At 36.1% G+C, this 25,971-nt stretch carries 22 protein-coding genes and 1 tRNA gene; 12 read left to right on the plus strand and 11 right to left on the minus strand.

The window, feature by feature from the left end; all coding sequences use genetic code 11:
• Window positions 1–44 precede the first annotated feature (44 nt).
• The 5 genes from mnmG to ACFJGY_RS01880 all read right to left on the minus strand — a co-directional run bounded on the left by mnmG (window position 45) and on the right by ACFJGY_RS01880 (window position 7,744).
• Complete coding sequence (gene mnmG, locus ACFJGY_RS01860; RefSeq protein WP_379967481.1) at window positions 45–1,907, minus strand: tRNA uridine-5-carboxymethylaminomethyl(34) synthesis enzyme MnmG; 1,863 nt, start codon at window positions 1,905–1,907, stop codon at window positions 45–47.
• Window positions 1,908–2,115: 208 nt separating this feature from the next.
• Window positions 2,116–2,532: an rRNA maturation RNase YbeY gene (gene ybeY, locus ACFJGY_RS01865; protein WP_379967484.1), complete on the minus strand. Its 417-nt coding sequence runs from the start codon at window positions 2,530–2,532 to the stop codon at window positions 2,116–2,118.
• Between the two features lie 3 nt (window positions 2,533–2,535).
• Window positions 2,536–4,692 (minus strand): patatin-like phospholipase family protein, encoded by a 2,157-nt coding sequence (locus ACFJGY_RS01870; protein WP_379967487.1) that lies wholly within the window; start codon window positions 4,690–4,692, stop codon window positions 2,536–2,538.
• Window position 4,693: 1 nt separating this feature from the next.
• Window positions 4,694–7,138: a bifunctional UDP-N-acetylmuramoyl-tripeptide:D-alanyl-D-alanine ligase/alanine racemase gene (locus tag ACFJGY_RS01875; protein ID WP_379967490.1), complete on the minus strand. Its 2,445-nt coding sequence runs from the start codon at window positions 7,136–7,138 to the stop codon at window positions 4,694–4,696.
• An 18-nt stretch (window positions 7,139–7,156) separates the two neighbouring features.
• Window positions 7,157–7,744 carry a thymidine kinase gene (locus tag ACFJGY_RS01880; protein ID WP_379967493.1) on the minus strand — a complete coding sequence of 196 codons (588 nt, stop codon included), beginning with the start codon at window positions 7,742–7,744 and terminating at the stop codon, window positions 7,157–7,159.
• 270 nt (window positions 7,745–8,014) lie between these two features.
• Here ACFJGY_RS01880 and ACFJGY_RS01885 point away from each other — a divergent pair, with 270 nt between their 5' ends.
• The 8 genes from ACFJGY_RS01885 (at window position 8,015) to ACFJGY_RS01920 (ending at window position 14,980) form a co-directional block, all read left to right on the plus strand.
• Complete coding sequence (locus ACFJGY_RS01885) at window positions 8,015–9,235, plus strand: hypothetical protein (protein WP_379967496.1); 1,221 nt, start codon at window positions 8,015–8,017, stop codon at window positions 9,233–9,235.
• Window positions 9,236–9,910 carry a 16S rRNA (cytidine(1402)-2'-O)-methyltransferase gene (gene rsmI / locus ACFJGY_RS01890; RefSeq protein ID WP_034974272.1) on the plus strand — a complete coding sequence of 225 codons (675 nt, stop codon included), beginning with the start codon at window positions 9,236–9,238 and terminating at the stop codon, window positions 9,908–9,910.
• A gap of 2 nt (window positions 9,911–9,912) precedes the next feature.
• Entirely contained in the window at window positions 9,913–10,890 is a 978-nt protein-coding gene (locus ACFJGY_RS01895) for a tol-pal system YbgF family protein (RefSeq protein WP_379967499.1), read from the plus strand.
• Between the two features lie 12 nt (window positions 10,891–10,902).
• The gene (gene fabG, locus ACFJGY_RS01900) at window positions 10,903–11,646 is read left to right on the plus strand and encodes a 3-oxoacyl-[acyl-carrier-protein] reductase (protein WP_379967501.1); all 744 of its coding nucleotides are present in this window, start codon (window positions 10,903–10,905) and stop codon (window positions 11,644–11,646) included.
• Between the two features lie 58 nt (window positions 11,647–11,704).
• Window positions 11,705–12,478, plus strand: a complete 774-nt coding sequence (locus ACFJGY_RS01905) for a prolipoprotein diacylglyceryl transferase (RefSeq protein WP_379967503.1) — start codon at window positions 11,705–11,707, stop codon at window positions 12,476–12,478.
• Window positions 12,479–12,712: 234 nt separating this feature from the next.
• Window positions 12,713–12,949, plus strand: a complete 237-nt coding sequence (locus ACFJGY_RS01910) for a hypothetical protein (protein WP_379967505.1) — start codon at window positions 12,713–12,715, stop codon at window positions 12,947–12,949.
• A gap of 9 nt (window positions 12,950–12,958) precedes the next feature.
• On the plus strand, window positions 12,959–14,362 hold the full coding sequence (locus tag ACFJGY_RS01915; RefSeq protein ID WP_379967508.1) for a radical SAM protein: 1,404 nt from the start codon (window positions 12,959–12,961) through the stop codon (window positions 14,360–14,362).
• Between the two features lie 45 nt (window positions 14,363–14,407).
• Window positions 14,408–14,980: a nucleosidase gene (locus tag ACFJGY_RS01920; protein WP_379967511.1), complete on the plus strand. Its 573-nt coding sequence runs from the start codon at window positions 14,408–14,410 to the stop codon at window positions 14,978–14,980.
• Window positions 14,981–15,031: 51 nt separating this feature from the next.
• Here the strand turns inward: ACFJGY_RS01920 and ACFJGY_RS01925 are convergent, their stop codons facing one another.
• Window positions 15,032–16,072 carry a GMP reductase gene (locus ACFJGY_RS01925; protein ID WP_379967514.1) on the minus strand — a complete coding sequence of 347 codons (1,041 nt, stop codon included), beginning with the start codon at window positions 16,070–16,072 and terminating at the stop codon, window positions 15,032–15,034.
• 312 nt (window positions 16,073–16,384) lie between these two features.
• On the opposite strand from ACFJGY_RS01925, the gene ACFJGY_RS01930 reads away from it, so the two are divergent.
• On the plus strand, window positions 16,385–17,587 hold the full coding sequence (locus ACFJGY_RS01930) for a glycosyltransferase (RefSeq protein ID WP_379967517.1): 1,203 nt from the start codon (window positions 16,385–16,387) through the stop codon (window positions 17,585–17,587).
• A gap of 17 nt (window positions 17,588–17,604) precedes the next feature.
• The gene (locus ACFJGY_RS01935; protein WP_379967520.1) at window positions 17,605–18,348 is read left to right on the plus strand and encodes a DUF3667 domain-containing protein; all 744 of its coding nucleotides are present in this window, start codon (window positions 17,605–17,607) and stop codon (window positions 18,346–18,348) included.
• Window positions 18,349–18,408: 60 nt separating this feature from the next.
• On the opposite strand, the gene ACFJGY_RS01940 is transcribed toward ACFJGY_RS01935, so the two are convergent.
• A tRNA-Asn gene (locus ACFJGY_RS01940) sits at window positions 18,409–18,482 on the minus strand.
• 76 nt (window positions 18,483–18,558) lie between these two features.
• Window positions 18,559–20,052, minus strand: coding sequence for an RIP metalloprotease RseP (gene rseP / locus ACFJGY_RS01945; RefSeq protein ID WP_379967523.1), 1,494 nt, complete (start codon window positions 20,050–20,052; stop codon window positions 18,559–18,561).
• 120 nt (window positions 20,053–20,172) lie between these two features.
• Between rseP and ACFJGY_RS01950 the strand changes: the two genes are divergently transcribed.
• Window positions 20,173–21,078 (plus strand): pirin family protein, encoded by a 906-nt coding sequence (locus tag ACFJGY_RS01950; protein WP_379967526.1) that lies wholly within the window; start codon window positions 20,173–20,175, stop codon window positions 21,076–21,078.
• A gap of 173 nt (window positions 21,079–21,251) precedes the next feature.
• Here ACFJGY_RS01950 and ACFJGY_RS01955 read toward each other — a convergent pair whose 3' ends face one another.
• From ACFJGY_RS01955 to ACFJGY_RS01965, 3 genes are read right to left on the minus strand one after another with little or no spacing between them, the layout of a single operon-like run.
• Entirely contained in the window at window positions 21,252–21,674 is a 423-nt protein-coding gene (locus ACFJGY_RS01955; protein WP_379967529.1) for a DUF6646 family protein, read from the minus strand.
• 39 nt (window positions 21,675–21,713) lie between these two features.
• Window positions 21,714–22,724 (minus strand): cytochrome d ubiquinol oxidase subunit II, encoded by a 1,011-nt coding sequence (locus ACFJGY_RS01960; RefSeq protein ID WP_379967532.1) that lies wholly within the window; start codon window positions 22,722–22,724, stop codon window positions 21,714–21,716.
• Between the two features lies 1 nt (window position 22,725).
• Window positions 22,726–24,063 (minus strand): cytochrome ubiquinol oxidase subunit I, encoded by a 1,338-nt coding sequence (locus tag ACFJGY_RS01965; protein ID WP_379967535.1) that lies wholly within the window; start codon window positions 24,061–24,063, stop codon window positions 22,726–22,728.
• Between the two features lie 230 nt (window positions 24,064–24,293).
• On the opposite strand from ACFJGY_RS01965, the gene pgi reads away from it, so the two are divergent.
• Entirely contained in the window at window positions 24,294–25,937 is a 1,644-nt protein-coding gene (pgi, locus tag ACFJGY_RS01970) for a glucose-6-phosphate isomerase (RefSeq protein WP_379967538.1), read from the plus strand.
• Window positions 25,938–25,971 lie beyond the last annotated feature (34 nt).

Consider the following 25,971-nt stretch of genomic DNA (forward strand, 5'->3'; position numbering starts at 1 on the left):
AAATTACATTGTTCTTTGATATGTTTCACGTGGAACATTAATAATTATCTGCCTAGATAAATCAATAAAACATTGATGTCGGATGGAGAAACACCACTGATTCTACCCGCTTGTGCAATCGTTACTGGTCTTACTTTTGTCATTTTTTGCTTGGCTTCTGTAGATAAAGAAGATAGTTTAGAATAATCGAAATCTTCAGGAATTTTGATAGTTTCTAAACGATTAAGTTTAGCTACATTTTCCTTTTCTTTTTCGATGTAACCTTTGTATTTGATATTGATTTCGGCCTGTTCTCGTACTTCTTCTTTGTAAGCAGAAGTAATATCCTTGATAGTTTGGATCTCTTCTAATTTATCTAATGTCATATTTGGACGTGTCAAGTAATGAGAGGCCCTGTAAGCTTGGTCAACTACGTTAGATTGTATGGATTCCAATATTGGATTAATGACTCCAGGTTTGATTGAAGTTTCTCTCAAATAAGCTTCAAGTTCGTCACTTTTTTCGATTTTTTCCTGAACATTTCTCAGTCTTTCTTCTTTTGCTAAGCCAAGATTGTAAGCCTTTTCTGTCAATCTGATGTCTGCATTATCCTGTCTCAAAAGCAATCTATATTCTGCACGTGAAGTGAACATTCTATAAGGTTCTTCTGTTCCTTTTGTAATCAAATCATCTATTAAAACGCCAATATAAGCTTCATCTCTGTTAAGAATGAATTCTCCCTTGTCATGAACTTTATTGTGTGCATTAATACCCGCCATAAGGCCTTGTCCGGCTGCTTCTTCATAACCAGTCGTTCCGTTGATTTGACCAGCGAAATATAGGTTTTGAATCAATTTAGTTTCAAGCGTATGATAAAGTTGGGTAGGAGGGAAGTAGTCATATTCTATGGCGTAGCCAGGACGGAAAACTTTGACATTTTCGAAGCCTGGAATATGCCTCATCGCTTTGATTTGAACATCTTCCGGAAGCGAAGAACTGAATCCATTCACATAAATTTCTACTGTTTTCCAGCCTTCTGGTTCTACGAAAAGTTGATGTCTGTTTCTCTCTGCAAAACGGTTGATTTTATCTTCAATACTTGGGCAGTATCTTGGTCCGGTACTTTGGATAGTTCCGTTGAACATTGGACTTCTGTCAAAACCTTCACGTAAAATATCGTGGACAGTTTCATTAGTATAAACGATGTGACAGCTTAATTGTTTAGTTAACTTTGGTGTATCTAAATAACTGAATTTCTGAGGATTCTCGTCGCCTTTTTGTTCTTCCATTTTGGAGTAATCCAAGCTTCTTCCATCAACACGTGGAGGTGTTCCGGTTTTCATTCTTCCTGATTCGAAACCTAGAGAAACGAGTTGTTCTGTGATTCCGAAAGCTCTTGGTTCGCCCATTCTTCCACCACCTAATTGTTTGTCCCCGACATGGATTAAACCATTCAGGAATGTTCCGTTGGTAAGAACTACGGATTTGGATCTGATTTCGATTCCTAATCCAGTTATAACGCCGACTGCTTTACCATTTTCTATGATCAGGCTTTTTACCATATCCTGAAAAAAGTCGAGGTTTGGTGTATTTTCAAGAGCCAGGCGCCATTCTTCTGCGAAGAGCATTCGGTCATTTTGAGTTCTTGGCGACCACATTGCCGGACCTTTGGAAAGGTTCAGCATTTTGAATTGGATGGCTGATTTGTCGGCAATGATACCGGAGTAACCACCCATTGCATCTATTTCACGGACGATTTGTCCTTTGGCAATTCCACCCATTGCAGGATTGCAGCTCATTTGTCCAATGGTTTGCATATTCATTGTGACCAATAGGGTTTTTGAACCTAAATTGGCTGCTGCAGCTGCGGCCTCGCAACCTGCGTGACCTGCACCAACGACGATAACGTCATATATTTCTGTAATCATTTTATTTGCTTTTGGCTAATAGCGAATGGCTAATAGCAATAAAATTTTTAATTTCATATTTGAATGTTCCACGTGAAACATTGTCAAAACTTAATTCAAAAATGGAACTGTAACTAGCCCCGATTGCAACGGAAATCCTTTTTGTAAGAAGCGATGGGAAAAGCCAAGGACTTGCTAAAAGATTGCAGTGGAAAGCGGGATTAAGCTCCTAAAAATTTAAATACCGATTGATATAAAAATCTTCTTTTTGTCGCATTGTGGATTCTTCCTCCTCAGTTTTGTCCTTGTATCCGCAAAGATGAAGGAGACCGTGAGCCAAAACTCTCCGGAATTCTGATTCAAAATCCTGCGATAGGGTAGAAGCGTTGTCCAAAATGCGCGGCAAAGATACGAAAATATCTCCTGAGATGGTTTTTCCCTTCACATAGTCGAACGTGATGATATCTGTGTAATAATCGTGGTCGAGATAATCCTGATTAACTTTAAGAAGATACTCATCGTCACAAAAAATGTAATTGATGTCGCCGGGTTTTTTGTTCTCAGAAAGAATCAGATCTTCTAGCCAAATTGAAATATTTGGATGGATATCTTTGGAATCTATATTTTCAAAAAAGTAATTTATCATATTTTAAAACCAATGTCCGAGAATGACACTGAATAATGCTTGGTGTTTGTTGAGTGATTTGCTGAGATTAAGTTTAATTTGACCAAAAGGAGATTTATAACCGGCGGTAAGTCCAATAGAACTATAATTCAGTTTCACGGCATCTTCAAATTTAATAGAGTCGAAAAGATTTGCGATACTGAAATTGCCTATCAAAAAATAATTTTTATTAAACCTTAACTGAAAATCACTGGACGCAAGAAAAATATTATTATCATTAAGCAACCCGAATTGGTAGCCTGCAAATCGCTTGAAGTTTACAATATTCTGTTCAAAAATTCCGCCTAACCTATATTGATAAAAACTTGGTAAAACATCGCCAACGGTAATTCCGCCATAGAGATTAAGACGATATGTGAACATTTTTGAGATATAGAAATTCATTTTTATATCTGCTTTTATTAAAATAGGTTTCTTCTCCAGCTCATCACCAAAAAGATCAATAATTTTTCCTTCAGCATTTAAGTAAAAACCTTTTGTAGGGAAATCTTTATCATTCTGAGTATCGCTTTTCAGGAACAAATAAGGATTGACATATTTTGCAGACTTTTTATCAGCTCCATTTTTATCACTTCCAAAATAATCGTAGCTGATTCCGCCTCCCATTGCAAATTTATCTTTCCATACAGATTGAATGTATGCTTCATTTCTAAACCATTTCCAGGTTTCTAAAGTATTATTATCCGCATTTTTTAAGTCAAAACTCATTCCTGTAGAATATAGTCCAAAACCCGGAATATAGCCGTTATCAATAAAATAATTGAAATAATACCTCGGACTATCTCCGACTACTACGTCGAATGACAGATTTGAGTTTAAAAACAACAGTCGTTTTGCCGAGTAGTTGAGGAGCAATCCTGTTTTGAAGATTTCATCATAATGCAAACCTATTTTGAGAAAGTGTCTTGTATCGTCCTCTGTTACATATAATTTCAAATAGTTAGTGTTATTTTCCTGAACGATATCATAATTGAGAAACTTATAGTTGTTCGTTGCATAAAGTTTGTCCAGCATTTTATTAACACTGCCATAAGTCTGCATAGAAGGGATTTTAAGCCCCATTTTTCCACGGATATAATTCGATCTGTAGATTTTTGCATTGACTACGACAAGACTGTCAATTTTATAGACGTTTGAGAAGATCGGATTAATAGAAGATCTTACTCTGTCAAAATTTCTTTTGGGCAATTCTTTCAGGATATCGGTATATTTAAGAGCTTCCACATAACCGCTGTCCAAGATTTGACGTTTGCTGTCGTAGCTTGTAGCTGTTATTCCTGTAAGGTTTGGTTTGATATTGATATCTGTATAGTTGTATTGATTTTTTGTTTCCTTTTGAATTCCAAAATCAATGATCTGGTTAAGGATAGAAATAACACTATTGAGATTATCTCTTTTCGTTAAAGGCTGATTAAGGTCTACACCAATTACAATATCAATCCCTTTATCTTTTAACGGTTTTGAAGGGTAATTTACGCTCATCGCACCATCCACATAAATACTGTCACCGATTTTTACTGGCTCTAGAAGCGATGGGAAAGCAGAACTCGCAAGAATTGATGAAACTAGATCACCTTTTTCAAAAACCTTCATCTCGCCACTTTCTATGTTTGTAGCAACACACATAAAAGGAATTGGTAACTTGGAAAAATCATCAATATTAGAGACGTTTTTCATCAATTCTTTAAGTAGATAAATATTCCTTTGACCGGTACTAATTGACGACGGAAAAGAAACTTTACCATTTTTCAGAGGAATCGTCAGCAGATATTTGTCAACACTTTTATTGAAAAATGAGGTTTCCTGACGTGTTTTTGGATCAGTAATTAATGAGTAGAAATCAGTATCCATCACGATTTTCTCGATGTCTTTTCCGGTATATCCAGAAGCGTATAGTCCACCAACAATAGCACCCATACTGGTTCCGGAAATGTAATCAATTTTAATTCCAAGAGAATCTATGACCTTCAAAACACCCACGTGGGAGAATCCCTTGGCACCGCCTCCGGAAAGAGAAAGTCCAATTCTCGGATTTTTCGGAATGGTCAGGTTTTCTTTTACTTGTGCATAACCTATCAGATAGGCTAAAAAAGTAAATAGAAATATAAGTTTTTTTATCATATTAATTTTTGATATAGATTCTTTTCACTCTTGGCGATATGGATGTTAAAACCTCATAAGTAATTGTATTACAATATTTTGAAAATTCTTCTAATGTCGGATTGGAGTTAAAGATAATTACCGGATCTCCTTCTTTTACGTTTGCATTATCAACATTGATCATCATCATATCCATACAAACATTTCCGACAATCGGGCAAAGTTTTTTATTGATACCAACATTTCCAACCTTATTTCCAACCAGTCTTGGAATTCCATCTGCATAACCAACGGGAATTGTAGCGATCTTTGTGTCGTGGTCAGCTTTAAATTTTCTGCTGTAACCAACTGATTCTCCAGTTTCTACTTCAGAAATTTGTGAAACAACGGTTTTGAAACTAACTGAATGCTGAAGCTGACCTTTAATTGATGGATTAGAAGTTTCTCCAATCATTCCAATTCCAATTCTTACCATATCATATTGATAATCAGTATAATTGGTAATTCCTGAAGAGTTTAAAATATGTCTCAATGGTTTATAATCAAGACCATTAATCAGGTAATTAGAATTTTCCTCAAAAGTTTTCAATTGATTCAAAGTAAATTCTTTTTCTGCAGGAACATCAGAAGATGATAAATGACTGAAAATACTCTGAATTTTTACATTCATAGTATTCAACTTTTCAGTTAATTCGTCCAATTCAAAGTCCTTAAAGCCAAGACGATGCATTCCCGTTTCTAATTTGATATGAATCGGATATTTTTGTTGGTTTCCAGATTTAATCAATTGCTCATTGAATAATTCTAAAACGCGTAAACTATATATTTCCGGTTCCAAATTATATTCAATCACGGCATCATAACTGTGTTGCTCGGGGTTCATAACGATAATTGGCGTTGTGATTCCTTTTTTCCTTAATTCAACACCTTCATCTGCAAATGCAACACCAAGATAATCAATATGATGAAGCTGGAGAAATTCTGAAATTTCGTAACTTCCTAATCCATAAGCATTTGCTTTTACCATTGCCATCATTTTGGTTTCTGGTTTTAGCAAGGATTTATGGAAATTGATATTATGAAGAATTGCATTAAGGTTGATTTCCAAAACTGTATCGTGTTTTCTCAGTTCCAGAATTTCCTTGATCTTTTCGATCTCAAATTTTCTGGCACCTTTTAGAAGAATAACCTGGTTTTCAATTTCATTAATGGCTTTACTCTCAATAAATTGACTGGTATTATTAAAAGTATAAGTTTCAGATTTAAATAGTTTGTAAAACGAGCTTATCTCCTCGCCAATCAAGAATACTTTCTCGAATTTCTGTTCATTTACAAGCTCCGAAACCTCAGAATAAAGTTCCTCAGAATTCTCATTAGAATCCAAAATATCTGTCAGAATCAAAGACTTTTTAGGCTTGTTGTATTCACCAATAAATTGAAAAGCAATCTTCAAAGAATCCAAATCCAAATTATATGAATCATTGATGATGAGATTGTTTCTAATTCCTTCTATACTTTCCAGGCGCATTTCAATCGCTTTTAAAGCATCGACTTTTTCTTTGATATCAGAATTTGAAATTTTCAGTTCTTTCAAAATTCCAATCAAAGCGAGAACATTAGTTAAAGTAGCCTCATCGCGTTGGAAAATTGGAAGTGTGATGGTTTCATCAAAATACTTGATTTGAATATCCTGAGTTCTATCATTGACGTCAGAAATAATATGGATATCATTATTAAATTCTAAACCGTAAGATATTAATTTTTTACTTGAATATAAATCATTTATAATTTTGTCTGTCAATATGTTATCAGCATTATAAAATATAATTTCTGATTTTTTGAAAAGCTTTAATTTTTCATTAATTAGTTCTTCTTCTGAAATAAAATTGGCTGAATGTGCAGAACCAATATGAGTTAGTAAACCAATCTTTGGATGGAAAACATTTTCCTGATTTTGCATTTCCTCCGGCTTGGAAATCCCAACTTCGAAGATTCCTAACTCGTGTTTCTTATCGATTTGAAGTAAGGATAAAGGCAAACCGATTTGAGAATTAAAACTCTTCGGGCTTTTCACAGTCACGAATTCGTTAGAAAGACATTGATAAAGCCATTCTTTTAAAATCGTTTTCCCATTACTTCCTGTAATCCCAATCGAATTAATATCAGAATGTTCAAAATGATATTTTGCTAAAGTTTGTAAAAATTCAACCGAATTTTTTGTAATGATTTGATTGATAGAAGGATTGTCAATTTTATTTTCTGTGATAATCGTGTCAATTCCTTTTTCAATGACTGAATCTATATATTTCTGTCCGGAATTTTTTTTTGTACTAATGGCAAGAAACGCAGTGTGCTTGGTAGAATAAATCGTCCTACTGTCAAAAGCAATATTTTTGATTTTGATTTCGCCGTTTCCGATTATTTCGGAATTGGTAATGTCTGCAATTTCTTTGATGGTGTAATTCATTGATTTACAAAGAATAAACTATTTATTTTTTTCGATAACTTCTTCTACAAAAACGCGTCTGCTGACTGCATCGTAAGCTTCAGTTTCGCCCAATTCCACAAGGTCTTGCCCGGCAGAAGTTCGCATTGAATAATTCGCTAAATTTCCTGTTCGTCGGCAAATCGCGTGAACTTTCGTGACATATTCGGCAGTCGCCATCAGATTTGGCATTGGTCCGAAAGGTCGTCCAAGAAAATCCATATCCAATCCTGCAATCACAACTCTTATTCCGTTGTTTGCCAATTGATTAGCAACATCAACAATACTTTCGTCAAAAAACTGAGCTTCGTCAATCGCTACAACGTGACAATTGGAACCTAGCAAAAGTATTTCGGAAGGACTATCAACAGCTGTACTTCTGATTTTATTTTGGTTGTGGGAAACCACATCTTCGTCAGAATATCTGGTGTCGATTTTCGGTTTGAAAATTTCCACAATTTGACCCGCCATTTCTGCACGGCGAAGCCTCCGGATGAGTTCCTCCGTTTTGCCGGAAAACATCGAGCCACAAATAACCTCCATCCAGCCACTTTGTTTGGAATGATTGATTGTATTTTCTAAAAACATTATTAATTTAGCAAAAAATTGTTTTAAAATTTTGTTTTTAACGCAAGGGCAAAAAATTAATTTTCTAAACACTTGATAAGTCGCAAAAGGACAAAGGTTTACTAAAATTTTGCGACTTAAAACGCATTAATTATAAATAATAAGCGACTTCGCGTTTAAAATTTTACAACAATCATTCATATAAAATAATTGTAGCAAAACCTTTTACAGAACAAAATTGTTCTTAAATTTATAAACATCAAATTTAAGTAAAAATTAATAAGATTTATTATGCAAAACTTGCAAGATACATACGAAGAAATTTTCGGTGAAATCAAGATTTTTTTGGCAGAATTGTCAAATTCCGATTCCTATGAAAATCTTTTAACCAAAGAAAATCAACTGAATCAGCTTTATCAAAAATTTTCTTTTCTCAAGATTTCGAACGAATTTGGTTTTTCTTCAGCCACAAATGCAGCTTTAGAAGTTACTGAAAATCAAGAAACAAATCTTGATTCTGATTTAATTTCTGTTGAGGAATTTGAGGATGAAAATAAAGTTGCGGAAATCATCGTGGCAGAAACCGAAGTTCACGATATTTTTGATGATGTTCCGGAAGTTGAAGAAGTTCATTCGTTTAAAGAAATTGACGAGAAGGAATATTCTCAAGAAAATGTGTTTGAAGAAGTTTCCAGTTTTGCAGAAATCGAATCAAAAGAAAATCAGGTTGAAGAGGAAAACTCTCATGAAGAAATTTCAGCTCTAGAAAATCAATCCGTAGAAGAAGTTTCCAGTTTTTCAGAAATTGATTCTGATGAAAATAAAATTGAGGAAAAAATTGAAACAGAAGAAAATGAATTCGTTTCTGAAATTGAAGAAAATCTATTACAAGATAGTTCTCAGAAATTAGAACCGATGCAAGACAGCCAGTTTTCTTTTGCTATGGATAGAGAAGAAGTTCAGGGTCCGAAAGAAGATGATTATGAAGCCAGACTTGCCGAGAAGGAAGCCAAACTAAAAGAACTTGAAGAAAAAAGAAGACAGATTGTAGAATTTTCCAGAGAAAATACAACAACTCACGAAAAACCAAAAGAACAATATCAATCTCAAAACGAAGATCCACACGATAAAAAATTCAAACTCGCAAATATTAAAGGTTTGAAAATTGCAAAATCACTTTTTGATGATGACCATTTGGAAGAGGTTGAACAACATCAGCCAAAACAAGAATCCGGAAGCCTTTTGAAAAATAATGTGCCGACAGATTATATGGAAGCACCGAAACCAAAACCGGAATTCAAACTCGATTTGAATGACAGAATTGCATTTTCTCAATATTTATTCAATGGCAGCCAAAGTGAACTGAATCAAGTTGTTACAATTCTTAATTCTTTTACTTCTCTTGAAAAGGCTCAGGAATTTTTAAGTGACATCTATTATGAAAGAGACTGGAAAAAAGTGGATAGTTATGCGCAGAGATTATGGACTTTGGTGGAAAATAGATTTTTATAAATGAGTGGAATTTTATATTTCGTACCAACGCCAATCGGGAATTTGGAAGATATGACGTTCCGTGCGGTAAAAGTGCTGAAAGAAGTGGATTATATTTTGTGTGAAGACACCAGAACTTCGGGATTTCTCCTGAAGCATTATGAGATTTCAAAACCTTTGAAGTCCTATCATTTGCACAATGAGCACAATATGACTGAGAAAGTCATTAATGATTTGGAAAATGGACAAACGATCGCGATAATAACCGATGCCGGAACACCAGGAATTTCTGACCCAGGTTATCTTCTGGCAAAGGCTTGTGCAGATAAAGATTTGGAAATGATATGTTTACCTGGCGCAACAGCTTTTGTTCCGGCGCTTGTAGTTTCCGGATTACCGAATCACGATTTCTATTTTGCAGGATTTCTTCCTCAAAAAAAAGGACGACAAACCAAACTGAAACAACTGGCAGAAGAAAAGAAAACAATTATTCTTTATGAAAGTCCTCATAAAATCAACACAACCTTGGAGCAAATCAAAGAATTCTTCGGCGATGAAACCAAAGTCAGCCTGAGCAGAGAGATTTCCAAGAAATTTGAAGAGACAAAACGTGGAAATATTGATGAATTGATTGCATTCTCAAAGAGCAAAACTTTGAAAGGCGAGATTGTTTTGATTGTGAATAATTCTATTTAGAAATGAATAGAAAATTATTATTTATATCTTTTTTGCTTGTGTTTGTGATAGGCTTTAGCCAAAGTAAAAATTTATTAGGCACATGGGTCTTGGACAAGGTTTTTTATTACGACGGAAAAGCCATTGAAGCCAATAATGAATTATTTTCATATGAATTGATATATGAGATTAGTAATAAAAAAATTATTATTAATGACCGTATATTTGATGCCGTTTATTCGGACACCGGAATATATACAACAACCAGAAAAATAAATTATGAATTTCGGAATGATTATCTGCTTATAAGAGATGAAGGAGATAAAAAATATTTTGCATTTTTGAAACGTGAAAATTTTATTAAGAAATACCCCGAGTTTGAGCCGAAGAAAGAAATAAGAAACGGAGATACTTTGTGGATATCAAATCCTGTTACAAAACCAATTTTCAATTCTGATGACAATATTTTATTAATTTTGTCATCTTCTAAAACGATGCGTTTATCTAAGGAAAAGGATTTGTACTTTAAAGGAGAATTTGTTGTTACTAAAAATAATAAAATTAAAAACATTCGTATTATTGACGGCTATAATCAAGAGCAAGATCATGAATATTTATATGCATTGAAACAGCTAGAAGGTCATGTTAATAATCCATATGGACATGATCTACTGGTAACAACAGAAAAACATTTTTTGAGATATTATGATGATTTAGAAGATTCAGAAGATAAAACGTTATTTAAAATCATTGAAAAGGGTGATGAGTATTACAATAAACAACAATTTGAAAATGCAATTGCACAATTTGAAAAATTAAAAAAGCTTCAAATAGGCGAAAATAGATTTAAGTCAGTTATTGATAATGCTAATCTCAGATTAGGAATTTCCTATTTAGGGACAAATCAAATAGATAAAGCTTGTACAACCTTTAGAAGTATTGGTGACAAAACGAATTTTAAAGTCAGAAATTATCTAATTAATTTTTGTAATAAGGAATAGAATAATAAATATATGGGACTATTAGAAGGAAAAGTTGCAATCATCACAGGTGCAACCCGAGGAATCGGAAGAGGAATTGCTGAAGTTTTTGCCAAAGAAGGTGCGAAAATAGCATTCACTTACGCCGGTTCCGTTGAGAAAGCCAAAGAATTGGAAGCAGAATTGAGCAAAACGACTCAAATCAAAGGTTATCAGTCAGATGCATCAGATTATGACGCCGCTCAAAAATTGGTGGAAGATGTTTTGGCAGAATTCGGAGCGATTGATATCTTGGTAAACAATGCCGGAATCACGCGCGACAACTTGTTGATGAGAATGTCAAAAGACGATTGGGACACGATTATTAAAGTGAATTTGGACTCCGTTTTCAACCTGACAAAAGCTGTAATCAAACCAATGATGAAAGCAAAATCCGGTTCTATCATCAATATGACTTCTGTAGTTGGCGTGAAAGGAAATGCTGGCCAGGCAAATTATGCCGCTTCAAAGGCTGGAGTGATTGGCTTCACAAAATCTATTGCTTTGGAATTAGGTTCCAGAAATATCCGTTGCAACGCCATCGCACCAGGTTTCATCGAAACCGAAATGACCGCGGCATTAGACGAAAAAACTGTTCAAAGCTGGAGAGACGGAATTCCATTGAAACGTGGCGGACAGCCGGAAGATGTGGCCAATGCGTGCGTTTTCTTCGGTAGCAATATGTCTTCTTACGTTTCCGGACAAGTCCTGAATGTAGACGGCGGAATGTTGACTTAATAAAAATTAAAATAAATAAAAGAAAATGCAGTGAGAGCTGCATTTTTTGTTTCACAATATGCCAATTCATTTTCCTGTAACTTTTGATTTTTTCGGTAACGAAGTTCTCCTGCATCCTGTTTTGGAATCAGTGGGGATTTTTCTGGCGATGAGAATGTATTACTTTTTGAAGAGAAAGACCAAAGATAAAACAACATTAGTAGATTCCTTGTCAATACTCGTTGGTGCAACAGCAGGCGCATTGTTTGGTTCCAAGTTAATCGGTAATTTAGAAAATCCAACAGCCATTTTATCCCCCGATTTTACATTTATAAAATTCTGGACTTCTAATACTATTGTTGGAGGATTAGCTTTTGGATTGATAGGCGTAGAGATTGCAAAAAAAATCATAGGCTCAAAAAAAAGCACAGGCGATTTGATGGTATTTCCATTAATTACCGCAATGTGCATAGGAAGAATCGGCTGTTTTTTTACAGGTGTCTACGAAGAGACTTACGGATTGCCAACCGATTCGATTTTTGGGATGTATCTTGGAGACCAGTACTTAAGACATCCGGTGGCTTTATATGAAATTGCATTTTTAATAGTATTGGGATTTGTAATTTTCAGGCTACAGAAAGCTAAGGAATATGTGTCAGGGTTTCTCTTTCAATTTTTTATGTTGAATTATTTTTTATTTCGTTTTTTTTTAGATTTTATCAAGCCTCACGAAAAATTTCTTTTTGATTTGGGCACTATTCAGATTGTAAGTTTGCTGATGATTTTTTACTATATTTATAAAATTAAAAATTCTCTGATACAGATGAAAAATAGTAACAGATACTATGGATAATAGCATTGCAATAATTTTAATATTAGGAATTATTTTTCTAGCTTTTTTAGTAATCAGTATTTTAAGTCTTTTTAATGTTTTAAAAAAGAAAAGAGAAAATTTTACAAAATCTATATTTTTGAACTTGTTTGCCATCTTCTCGCTAGGCGCAATTCTGTTTATTCTGCTGTGTGCACTGGTATTGGGATTTTTGTGTAAATGATGTTCGATAGATATTAAAAAAACAATTTTTATATGAGGTTATTAACCTTTTTAGAAGTCGGAAATCTGGGCGGTCTCGTTGCGATGATTATTGGAGTCATAGTTGTAGTAGCAGTCGTTGTTTCCCTCATCATCACTGTCATTGCAAAAGTGATTTATGAATCCAAAGACGACCGAAAATTTACTAAAAAACAGTTCTGGCAGACAATGTTGATCTCACTTTTAATCTGCGGATTGATCAGTGGAATGGTATGTGGTGGAATGTTTTAAATTGAAATTATGCCAGTTAGAGATTACATTTATTACGATTATACAATCAGCCTTTGCCCAGAATGTCTTAAAAGAGTGGGAGCCAAAATCATTATCGAAAATGATGCGGTTTTTATGACCAAAAGATGTCCGGATCACGGTTTTTTTAAAACTAAAATCGCAACGGATGTCCATTATTATAAAAATATCAGAAACTATAACAAAGCTTCAGAAACGCCGGTTCATTTCGGGACAGATGTAGAATTTGGTTGTCCTTACGACTGCGGACTTTGCGTAGATCACGAGCAGCACAGCTGTCTTTCCATTGTGGAAGTTACAGATCGCTGCAATCTGACTTGTCCAACTTGTTATGCGATGTCCTCGCCACATTATGGCAGCCACAGGACTTTGGAAGAGATTGAAGCAATGTTTGATACAATTGTGCGTAACGAAGGCGAACCAGACGTTGTCCAGATCAGTGGAGGAGAGCCAACCATTCATCCTGAGTTTTTCAAGATTATGGAAATTGCGAAGACAAAACCGATCAAACATCTGATGCTGAATACCAACGGAATCCGAATCGCCAATGATCCGGGTTTTGCTGAGAAACTCGCAACTTACGCTCCCGAATTTGAGATTTATCTCCAGTTCGATTCCTTCAAACCGGAAGTTTTGGAAGATTTCCGCGGTAAGGATCTGACGAACGTAAGGATGAAGGCCCTGGAAAAACTTAATGAACTCAATCTTTCCACAACGCTTGTTATTGTTCTTCAAAAGGGTAAAAATATTGATGAAATAGGAAAAATCATAGAGTTTGCTTTGAAGCAGAAATGTGTCCGTGGAATTACTTTTCAACCAGTTGAGATTGCAGGTAGAAATAGAGATGATTCTGCGCACGAAAAGATCACATTGACGGAAGTTCGTCAGGAGATTCTGAATCAGTTTCCGATTTTGAATGGCGACGACATCATCCCGGTTCCGTGCAATCCCGACTCTTTGGCTATGGGCTACATTTTGAAATTAGAAAATGAAATCATCCCATTAACCAGATACATCAATCCGGCAGATCTTCTCAACAACGAGACCAAAAACACCATCGTTTACGAACAGGATACAGGTTTGCAGATGCAGCTTTTGGACATCTTCAGCACGGGAATTTCTGTAGATAAAGTTCAACCGAAAGTAAATCAATTATTGTGCTGTCTGCCAGAGGTTTCTGCACCCAATTTGGACTATGACAACCTGTTCAGAATCATCATTATGAACTTTATGGACGCTCACGATTTTGATGTCCGCGCCGTAAAAAAATCATGCGTTCACATAGTCAATAAAGATTTGAAAATGATTCCTTTCGAGACAATGAATTTGTTTTACAGAGACAGCAAAGTTCAGTATTTGGAAGAACTTAAAAAGGAAGGGAAGGTCTTGTTTTAAAATATTGAATTTAAAGTCTATACAAATACTTCACAAACAGAAATTATGGAAATAAACGGGAAAATATATAACAATATTTTACTTGTTTTTGCTTTGGAATCAGAGGCAGGAAAAGAGTTTGAAAATTTCAATAAAGTTTTCGTAGGAATTGGAAAAGTTAAAGCGACTTACAATTTGACGAAAGCCATTCAGAAATCTAATCCTGATCTGATTATCAATCTTGGAACTGCGGGAAGCACAACATTTGATAGAGGAAATATTATTAATTGCAGTCGTTTCATCCAGAGAGATATGGATGTAAGAGCTTTGGGTTTTCAGAAATTTGAAACGCCGTTTTCAGATGAACCAATTCTTCTCGAATATGGATTAAAAACAGAAAATCTTCCGAACGGAATCTGTGGTTCCGGAGACCAATTTGAAATAGAACATATTAATCCAGAATATAATGTCATCGATATGGAAGCTTTTGCGCTTGCGAAAGTTGCTGAGTTGGAAGGAATCGATTTTCTGTGCTTGAAATATATTTCTGACGGTGCAGATGGAAATGCGGCCGATGACTGGACAATAGAAGTAAAAAAAGCTTCGATTGCATTGAGAAGAGAACTTGATAAACTTTAAATAAAAAAACCAGCCAAATTTTGGCTGGTTCTTTTATTCTAAATTAATTTCTTAACCACCAAAAACCTGATTCTCCTGCTCCTGAACGCGGATAAAAGTTGTTCTCTTAGAGAGTTCTTTTAGTTTTGAAGCACCAACATAAGTACAAGTAGAACGCACACCTCCAAGAATATCTTTCACAGTTTCAGAAACCGGGCCTTTATAAGGAACTTTCACTGTTTTACCTTCGGATGCTCGGTATTCTGCAACACCACCGGAATGTTTATCCATAGCAGTTTGAGAACTCATTCCGTAGAAAAGTCTGAAAGTTTTTCCATTTTCTGTAATCAGTTCGCCACCACTTTCGTCGTGTCCGGCAAACATTCCACCCAGCATCACAAAATCTGAACCGCCACCAAATGCTTTAGCCACATCACCAGGAACTTTACAACCACCATCACCGATGATTTGTCCGCCTAAACCGTGCGCCGCATCAGCACATTCGATGATTGCCGAAAGCTGAGGATAACCAACACCCGTTTTTATTCTAGTTGTACAAACTGAACCTGGACCGATTCCCACTTTGATGATGTCTGCACCTGCCAAAATCAGTTCTTCTACCATTTCGCCGGTTACAACGTTTCCTGCGATGATGATTTTATCCGGGAAATTTTCTCTTGCTTTTTTTACGAATTGAACAAAATGCTCGGAATAGCCGTTTGCAACATCAATACAAAGAAATTGAATCTTCGGATTGGCGTCCAGAATGGTTTTTATTTTTTCTTCGTCGGCTTTTCCGGTTCCAGTGCTGAGCGCAATATATTGGTAGAATTCATCGGATCTTCCGTCTAAGAATTGATTCCATTCTTCTACTGAATAATGTTTGTGGATGGCCGTAATTATTTTTTCTTTGGACAGAGCTTCAGCCATTTCAAAAGTTCCGACGGTGTCCATATTGGCAGCAATCAAGGGAACGCCACTCCATTTTTTCTGGGTGTGCAGAAAAGTGAATTCTCTTTCTATCGTAACTTCTGACCGGGATTTGAGGGTGGAACGTTTCGGGCGAAACATCACATCTTTGAACCCCAACTTAATTTCGTTTTCTATTCGCATACCTCAAAATTAATATAAATTTTTTTGAAAAGCGTGATGTTTGGGGTTGAAAATTTGATTTGAAAACTAAAGTTTGTTTTTATGAAGAATCTGCAGCCCGGCTAATCTCAGAGTTTATATTTTTTTTATTTGAATCGATGAACCACTTCGTTAGGTTTGAACGGAAATCGTTTTTTGCGTGGACTCAAGTTCTATTTAAGCTGAAATCGTCTGCAAAAAGATTGACTTCGTCGAACCATTTCATTAGGTTTGGGAGCGGAAGACGAATAAAGCTGCCAAAATAATCAAATAAGAATTTCTATTTTTGTTTCTGTGAAACATCTTGTCATTATTGGTCTCGTGATTCCTGAGCCGGCTTCTACTGCAGCTGGTCATCGGATGATGCAATTGATTCAGCTTTTCTCGGAAGCAGATTACAAAATCAGTTTTCTGACTGCATCCAATAATGTTGAATTTTCTGAAAAAATTGAGATTCAGAAGATTGAAATTAATAATGAAAGTTTTGATGAGAAGATTAGAAATCTCAATCCGGACGTTATTCTTTTTGACCGTTATGTGACGGAAGAACAATTTGGCTGGCGCGTTTCTGAGAACTGTCCAAATGCCGTGAAAATCATTGATACGGAAGATCTGCATTTTCTGAGAGAAGCCAGAAGAAAAGCGTTTGTTGAAAGTAGGATTGTTGAAAAGAAAGATTTTATTAATGATACTTTTGTGCGTGAAATTGCTTCGATTTTGCGTTGTGATTTGTCCTTAATCATTTCGGAATTTGAATATAATTTATTAGTTAATGAGTTTAAAATCAATCCAAGTCTGCTGTTTTACATTCCTTTTTTGACTGAAAATTTTGATAAAAGTAAAACGCGTTTCGAAGACAGAAAACATTTTGTAAGTATCGGAAATTTCCTTCACGAACCGAATTGGCAAACGGTATTGAAATTGAAACAAATCTGGAAATCCATCAAAAGAAAACTTCCGGAAGCTGAACTTCATATTTATGGCGCTTACACGAGTCAAAAGGTTTTGGACCTTCACAACGACAAAGATGGTTTTCTTGTAAAAGGAAGGGCGGATTCTGTGGAAGATATTTATAATAAAGCTAAAGTTTTGCTAGCTCCAATTCCTTTTGGAGCAGGCTTAAAAGGGAAACTTTGGGAAAGTATGAAATTTGGGTTGCCAAACGTAACTTCCTCCATTGGAGCGGAAGGGATGCAGAAAGATCTGCCCTGGAATGGTTTTGTAGAAGATTCTGATGAGATTTTTGTTGAGAAAGCAGTTAAACTTTATCAGAATGAAAATCTTTGGAATGAAGCTCGTGAAAATGGTTATCAGATTTTGGAGTCTGTTTTCAATAAAAATTTATTTGCGGATTCTTTTATTAATAAAGTTTCGGAATTAATGGAAAATCTGGAAAATCACAGCACTGAAAATTATTTGGGAAAAATCCTGCAGCACCATCAATTGAACTCGACAAAATATATGAGCCGCTGGATCGAGGAAAAAAATAAAAAGTAATACTAATATAAGAAATCATGAAAACGTGTAAAAATTGTGGTCATCATTTTGAGGGAAAATTTTGTAATCATTGTGGACAGACTGCTGATACACATAGAATTGATTTTCACTATTTGAAACATGAGATTCCGCACAGTTTTTTCCATATTAACCCAGGACTTTTGTACACAAGTAAACAATTATTTATCCGTCCGGGACATTCGATCAGAGAATATCTGGAAGGGAAAAGGATTAATCACAGCCAGCCGCTTTCCTTCATTCTGATATTGGCGGGATTTTATATTTTACTTTGTCATTGGTTCCATCTTAATCTTTTTACGCTGTCCGATGAGCAAGGATCCAAAATTGTGCTGAGCCACAATTCCATTGGTTTTGATGAGTATATGCTGAAGAATTTTGGTTGGTTGACGCTTGCTACAATTCCTTTTTATACGGTTGGTACTTTTATCTGTTTTTACAACCAAGGTTATAATTTTGTAGAATATTTGATTCTGAACACCTTCAAGGCAGGACAAAGGCTGATCCTCCAGATTATATTATTGCCGTTTATTTTCCTGATAAAACATTCTTTCAGCATCAATACAGTTGTTCTGATCGTTTATTTAATTGATATCGGACTCAATTTCTGGACGAATATTGAATTTTTTAATCATCTGAAGCCGATTAATGTTATCATCAGATCTATCCTTAGTCATTGTATTTTTATCTTTTTATTGATTTCTGTCGTGGTTTTACTATTAGCCATTGGCGTGCTGAGTTGATCTATAAGATAATAAAAGCCTATAAAAACAAAAAACCATCACAGAAATGTGATGGTTTTGCTCCTCTTGCTGGGCTCGAACCAGCGACCCTCTGATTAACAGTCAGATGCTCTAACCAACTGAGCTAAAGAGGAATGTTTCTTTTTGCTTTAAGCGTGTGCAAATATAGAAACTTTTTTAAAAATCCCAAAACTTTTTTTGAAACTTTTTTTAATTTTTATGAGCCAAAGCTTCGGTGATTAGCTTAACTATATCATTTCCAAATATTAACACCATAAGCCCCAATAAGAAAATCACACCAACCATTTGTGCATTTTCCAATATTTTTTGCGGAACAGGTTTTCTTGTGATGATTTCCCACAGTGTGAACACAACGTGACCGCCATCTAATCCCGGAATTGGTATCAAATTAAGGAAAGCCAACCAAACCGAAAACATCGCTGTAAATGACCAGAAATCTACCCAATTGATCGATACATTCCCAGTTGCGTCTGTGTCAACAGGCATTTTATTAATAATTGCAAGCGGACCGCCCACTTTTTTATAACCTTTTACCTTTTTATTAAAAATTAACTTGAATTGCTTGATCTGATAAGTCAAACTCTCAATGGTAAGCGTAAAACCTCTTTTGATTGAACCAAACAAGTTATATTCATTATGAACAGTATATTTGTTGATTTCCTTGAATGTCAAAACGCCGATTGTGCCTTCTTTTGAAACAGGAATTTTCAAATCTTCAACCTGATTGTTTCTTAAAACCGTGAAATCTGTAACTTTTCCGGCATTAGGAACAACCAATGGTTTTAATTCATCATAATACTGGATTGGCTTTCCATTTATCGTAAGAACTTTGTCACCAACTTTTAAGCCTGCAACCAGCGTTGATTTCGTAACAATGGTATCGATAATTGGTGTTAATCTTGGTGTCAAAAAAGATCTTGGTTCGGGATCGTTGAAAGCAAGGGCTTTTCCATCATCATTTGTAGGAAACGTTACTTTTTTACCATTTCTTAGAACGGTGATCTCGTCACTCAATAATATGTCTAAAGCTAATTTTTTAAAGTCCTTCTGCGTTTTTCCATCTACGGTCAAAATTTTATCACCATCCTCAAACCCCATTTTTTTAGCCGCCTGCGTGTAATGCAAAGGCGTGGTGATTTTGTCCGCATCGAAGATGTTTTCGCCATTATTGCCCACCAAAGCGGAATAGATAATCCAGGCCAGGAAAAAATTGACGGTTACACCGCCAAGCATAATGATAAGGCGCTGCCAAGCCGGTTTGCTTCGAAATTCCCAAGGCTGTGCCGGTTTTTTCAACTGCTCGGTGTCCATACTTTCGTCCACCATTCCGGCGATTTTTACATAGCCGCCAAAAGGAAGCCAGCCGATTCCGTATTTTGTATTCTCGGGATATTTTCGCCAATCACTGTCCGGGAGTTTGGTAATGTCAATAGGTACTTCTTTTTGCTCACCATCAACGGTAACTATCTCCGTATCCGGAAGGTTTTTTGAAATTAATTTGAACTTCCATTTCCCATTGATTTTTTTCATTGAGAAAAGAGAAAAATAAGGGTCGAAGAAAAGGAAGAATTTTTCTGCTCTCGTTTTGAACCATTTGGCGGGAAGAAAATGTCCCAGTTCGTGAAGAAGTACAAGAATAGAAATGCTCAGAATAAACTGAAATATTTTTAATGCTAATTCCATTAATATGTTTTAAAATTATAAGTTGTCAAAGGTAATCATTTAGTCAGAAACTATACCAATGTAATTATTTTCCTAAGTTTTCAGGAAAAGTCTTATTTTTAGATAAAAAATTTAAAAAGTATGTCAAATATTCAGATGATAATAGAAGAGCGCGCTGCCGACATTGGAAACTTCCTGGTTGGGAGATTGCTGCCGTTTTCACAAAAAAGAAGCGTTGGTCCGTTTGTTTTTATAGATCATATGGGTCCTGCAGCTCTCAAAGATTATGAGAATCTGGACGTTCCGCCTCATCCGCACATCGGGCTTTCTACACTTACTTTTTTATTTGAAGGAAGCATTATGCACAGAGATTCTATCGGGACAGAAATAGAAATCAAAGACGGCGCAGTTAACTGGATGACCGCCGGAAAAGCAGTTGCCCACTCAGAAAGAACACCGGAATATCTCAGAACAACCGATAAGCATCTCCACGGATTACAGATCTGGGTCGCTTTGCCAAAAGAGCTGGAAGATATGGAACCGGAGTTCTGTCATATCAGCAAAGAAGATATCCCTGGCTGGAAAGACAATGAAGTCAAATATAAACTGATTGCAGGCGAAATCCTTGGTCGTAAATCACCCGTTCCTGTTTATTCGCCGCTTTATTTTCTGGAGGTTAAGAACTCATCTCCGGAAGATAAGGAAATCGTTCTCGGCGATTATCTTTTCGGAGAGTCTTCGCTTTATATTCTGGAGGGCAATATCGAAAGTGAAGGCAATCTTTACACTCCGAAACATATTTTGATTGCGAAAGATGCAAAGCTTTGTCATTTTGTTTTAAAACCAAATTCTACAGTTTATATTTTTGGAGGAGAGCCATTTCCGGAACCTCGGAATATCTATTGGAATTTTGTTTCCTCGGACAAAGAAAAAATAGAAGAAGCTAAAAGGAAATGGGCCAACCACGAGTTTCCAAAAGTCATCAATGATGATGGCTACGTTCCGCTTCCGCCTCAGGATAAAAATCTTAAATCCAAATATCTTTAAATATCATCTGAAATTTTCGAATGTAATAGATGTAATATAAACTTCAACAAAAAGCCTCCATATGTTCTTACTAAAAGATATGGAGGCTTTTATAAATAAGGGATGTATGTTTAAGAGAAGGCCGTATTAACCAGAATTTTGCGGGTATTATTTTTTAAAATTCCTGATAGTCTTTAAAAAGAATAAGAAACGCCGAAACTGCCATTGTTCCCGGCTTCTACAAAGGCACCCCAGTTTTCTGTGAAGAAATATCTTGCACCCAGATAAACGCCCAAACCAAAATTTCCGCCGGCAACACCAACATTAACGCCCGGATAAATATCAAATTCAGGAGGTAAAGCCAAAGCTTCCTGCAAATGGAAACCTACTCGGCCAAAAATAAAAGGATTGTCATCTTTTTCATTAAAATAGACATTGGCACCTCCTCCGACAGAGATCAAACTATTGATTCCATAATCATAACTTGCAGCAATGCCGGTTCCTAATCCCCAAACGTTCAGTCCGCCCTGTGCTTTCTGATCACCAGCACCTGTCCAGGCTTGTGAAAAGCCAAATACACCTAAATTAATTGCAACAAACGCAAAAATCTTTTTCATAATTAATTCGATTCAAAATATAGTTTCTAACGGCTTATTCTATTTTTTATTTTCTTTTTCACCAAATGAAAACAACAGATAAAAAAGAAATGGCAGAATAAAAATGCTTCCCAGCATCAACGCCCAACCCAATGCCGTAATCGTTTTTGGAGCCGCACTTTCATCAAACAAAGAAAGTGAACTGCCGTTTGCAAAAAGAATAATATCAGGATTATGCTGATAAGTGGCAGCCACCAAAATCATAATAATCTGAAAACCACCTAAAGCTCTCACCAGCAGAAAATTACTTTTTTTAATGGCTTCATTCGTAAATAATAAACTAATGGTTGCCAATGTGATAGCGATGATCCCCAAAGCTTTGGAAAAAATCCAATGTAACAATGGAATATCAGAATAATAAGCACTTACAAATACTAAAACCCCTGTAATCACAACATACAGAGCTGTTTGTCTGGTTTTTCGGATAAGAATTGGTAAAGCGTCCTCATTGAATCTGGCCTGATGAAGGGAAAACAATGATGCCAGATAAGCACAAAGTGAAACCGTGAAAAAACCCACACAAACGCCAAACCAGTTCAGCCAGCTGAAAATATAAAGGCTGAGGTCTTTTGCATCAGTATCAATAGATCCGGAAATCGTTGCCGCAGCAATCATACCGAGGAAAAACGGCGTAAATAAACTGGAATAATAAAAAATCTGAGTGTATAGTTTCTGCCAGCTGTCGTGAACCGCATCATAATTCCGGAATGTAAAAGCCGTTCCTCTTGCAATGATCCCGACCAACATCAGAACCAGAGGGATATGAAGATAAGTAGAAACACAGGTGTAAATTGTAGGAAATCCGACAAACAGGATCACAACCGCAATGATCAGCCACATATGATTGGCTTCCCAAATCGGGGCGATAGATTTCAGCATTATTGATTTTGTTTTGTCACGATAAGACTTCCGTGAAAACAATTCGATAATCCCTGCTCCAAAATCGGCACCTCCCGTAATAAGATAAAGACAGATTGAGACCCAAAGGAATGCAATAACAACGTATATCATTTTATTTGGATTTAGGATTATAATTGGGATCAGTCGGGTCATACAGTTTCGGAACCATTTTGATTTGTCTAAGCAAAAGGAAAATGATGATCATTGATAACGACATAAAAACCAAAGTGAAAAAATAAAACGAATACTGGATTCCCGGCATCGGGGTCACAGCGTCAATCGTTCTCATAATTCCATAGATGATCCAAGGTTGTCTACCAACTTCCGTCACTGTCCAACCAGCTTCCAGAGCAATATACCCGAATGGAATTGCTAGAACGAACGTTTTAAGAAACCAGGCTTTTGTAAGCCAATTCTTCTTCCAGAAACTTGCAACCAGATATAGAATTCCGATTGCCATCATCACACTTCCAAAAAAGATCATAATCTGAAACGCAAAATGTACCACAGCCACTGGCGGCCATTCATCTTTCGGGAAATCCTTAAGTCCTTTCACTTCAGAATTGAAATCGCCATTTGCAAGGAAACTCAAGACTTTCGGAACTTTTATGGCATACTTTATTTGTTCGGTTTTCTCATCCGGAATTCCGCCAATCACAAAGCTTGCGCCTTTTTCAGTTTCGAAGTGGGCTTCCATCGCCGCAAGTTTTATAGGCTGTCTTTTTGCAACAGATTTTGCAGCAATATCGCCACTAATCGGTGCCAGCAAAGCTCCAAATATGGCAAAACCGGCAGAGATCCTGAATGCTTTTGTATGGAAATTTGCATTTCTTTTTTTCAATATCATTAAAGCATGAATTCCTGCAACGGCAAATCCAGTCGCTGCAAAAGCCGCTACCGTCATATGAAAAGCCTGCGGAAACCAGGCCTCGTTGAACATCGCTTTTATGGGATCGATATTCACATATTTTCCATTAATATAATCGAAACCTGCGGGACTGTTCATCCAGGCATTGGCTGCAACAACAAGAATCCCGGAAGCCAAACCGCTGACGCCTACCACAACACCGCAAAACCAATGAAACCATTTGTTGAATTTTTCCCAGCCATAAAGAAAAAAGCCAATCGCAATTGCCTCAATGAAAAAGGCGGTTCCTTCCAGAGAAAACGGCATTCCGAAAATAGGACCCGCATGCTCCATAAACTTTGGCCAAAGCAAACCGAGTTCAAAAGACAACATCGTTCCGGACACTGCGCCAGTCGCAAATAGAATTGCCACACCTTTGCTCCAGGCTTTTGTAAGACCTTTGTAAACTTCGTCCTTGGTCGTGAGATATTTGTAATGAGAAAACGCCATCAGAAAAGGCATTACCATCCCGACACACGAAAATATGATGTGGAATCCAAGAGAAACTGCCATCTGCGAACGGGCAGCCATAAAATCATCCATAACCTTAATTTGAGGGTAAAGTTAGTTCTAATTTCAAAGTTTAACGTATATTTCATTAAGACAATTGTCATATTTTTAACTAAAAAACGAGCTAAAAAGAAGTGACTATTTTTTCTTAAATTTGCAGGTCATAAAGACAATTTGAATTTTCAAGAATTAATAAAAATAATGGATTTAGCGTTTCGATTTCAAAATCTAACATCTAAGTTCTAACATCTAACATCTCTATTATGTTACCAAAAATAAATCCACTTCATACTTCCGCCTGGAAAGCTTTAAATGATCATTTTGCCAACAACGATTTCGAATTAAGAACACTTTTCCAGTATAATGAAAACCGTTTCAAAGAATTTTCATTAGAAACAGAAAATTTCCTTTTTGATTATTCTAAAAACTTAGCTGATTCCAAAACAATCGAATTATTGCTTGACTTGGCTAAAGAAACCGAATTGAAATCGGCAATCAAAAGCATGTTTGCAGGAGAAAAAATCAATGAAACAGAAGGAAGAGCAGTGCTTCACACAGCTTTGAGAGATTTTTCTGATAAAGAGATTTTAGTAGACGGAGAAAACATCAAACCTGCCATCAGAAAGGTTCTGGATCATATGAAGACTTTTTCAGAGAGCATCATTTCCGGTTCTCACAAAGGTTTTACAGGAAAAGAAATTACAGATGTTGTGAACGTTGGAATTGGAGGTTCAGACCTTGGGCCAGTGATGGTTTGCTCAGCTTTGAAGCATTTTAAAACAAGATTGAATGTTCATTTCGTTTCCAATGTGGACGGTAATCATATGGCTGAGGTCGTAAAAGACCTTAACCCGGAAACTACACTTTTCATCATCGCTTCAAAAACATTTACGACTCAGGAAACAATGACCAATGCCAAGTCTGCAAAAGATTGGTTCTTAAAATCCGGTGCAAGTGAAGCAGATGTTGCAAAACATTTTGTTGCTTTATCAACTAATATTCAGTCGGTTAAAGCGTTCGGGATTGCGGAAGAGAACATCTTCGAATTCTGGGATTGGGTTGGCGGCCGTTACTCGCTTTGGAGTGCAATCGGATTGAGCATCGTCCTTTCTGTTGGTTATGAAAACTTCGAACAGTTATTAAGAGGTGCTCACGATACAGATGTCCATTTCCAAACTGAAGAATTAGAAAATAACGTTCCCGTTTTGATGGGACTTTTAGGAATCTGGTACCGTAACTTCTTTGCAGCAAGTACTTATGCAATTTTGCCATACTCTCAATATCTTGACCGTTTTGCGGCATATCTTCAACAAGGCGATATGGAAAGCAATGGAAAATCGGTGGACAGAAATGGCGAATTTGTAGAATACGAAACAGGACCAATCATCTGGGGAGAACCAGGAACTAACGGTCAACACGCATTTTATCAATTGATTCACCAAGGAACAGAATTGATTCCTGCAGATTTCATCGCTTATGCAAAATCTGTGAATGAAGTTGGGGAACATCAGGATATTTTGCTGGCAAACTATTTTGCACAGACAGAAGCTTTGGCTTTCGGAAAAACGGAAGATGAGGTTTTCACAGAATTAAAATCGTCAGGAAAATCAGAAGAGGAAACAGAATTCCTTTTACCATATAAAATATTTACAGGAAATACACCAACCAACTCATTCCTGTTCAAGGAATTGACTCCGTTTACATTAGGACAATTGATTGCTTTGTATGAGCACAAAATCTTTGTTCAGGGTGTGATCTGGAACGTTTTCAGCTTTGACCAGTTTGGAGTTGAATTAGGAAAAGTATTGGCAGGAAAGATTCTTCCGGAACTTGAAAGCGAAGGAGAAGTTGAAACTCACGACAGTTCTACAAATGGTCTGATCAATTATTATAAAGGAAATAAATAAGATGAAGGAGGTTTTTCATTAATTTTGATTAAAG

The organism is Epilithonimonas sp. UC225_85 (assembly GCF_042695135.1).
GTDB lineage: Bacteria > Bacteroidota > Bacteroidia > Flavobacteriales > Weeksellaceae > Epilithonimonas.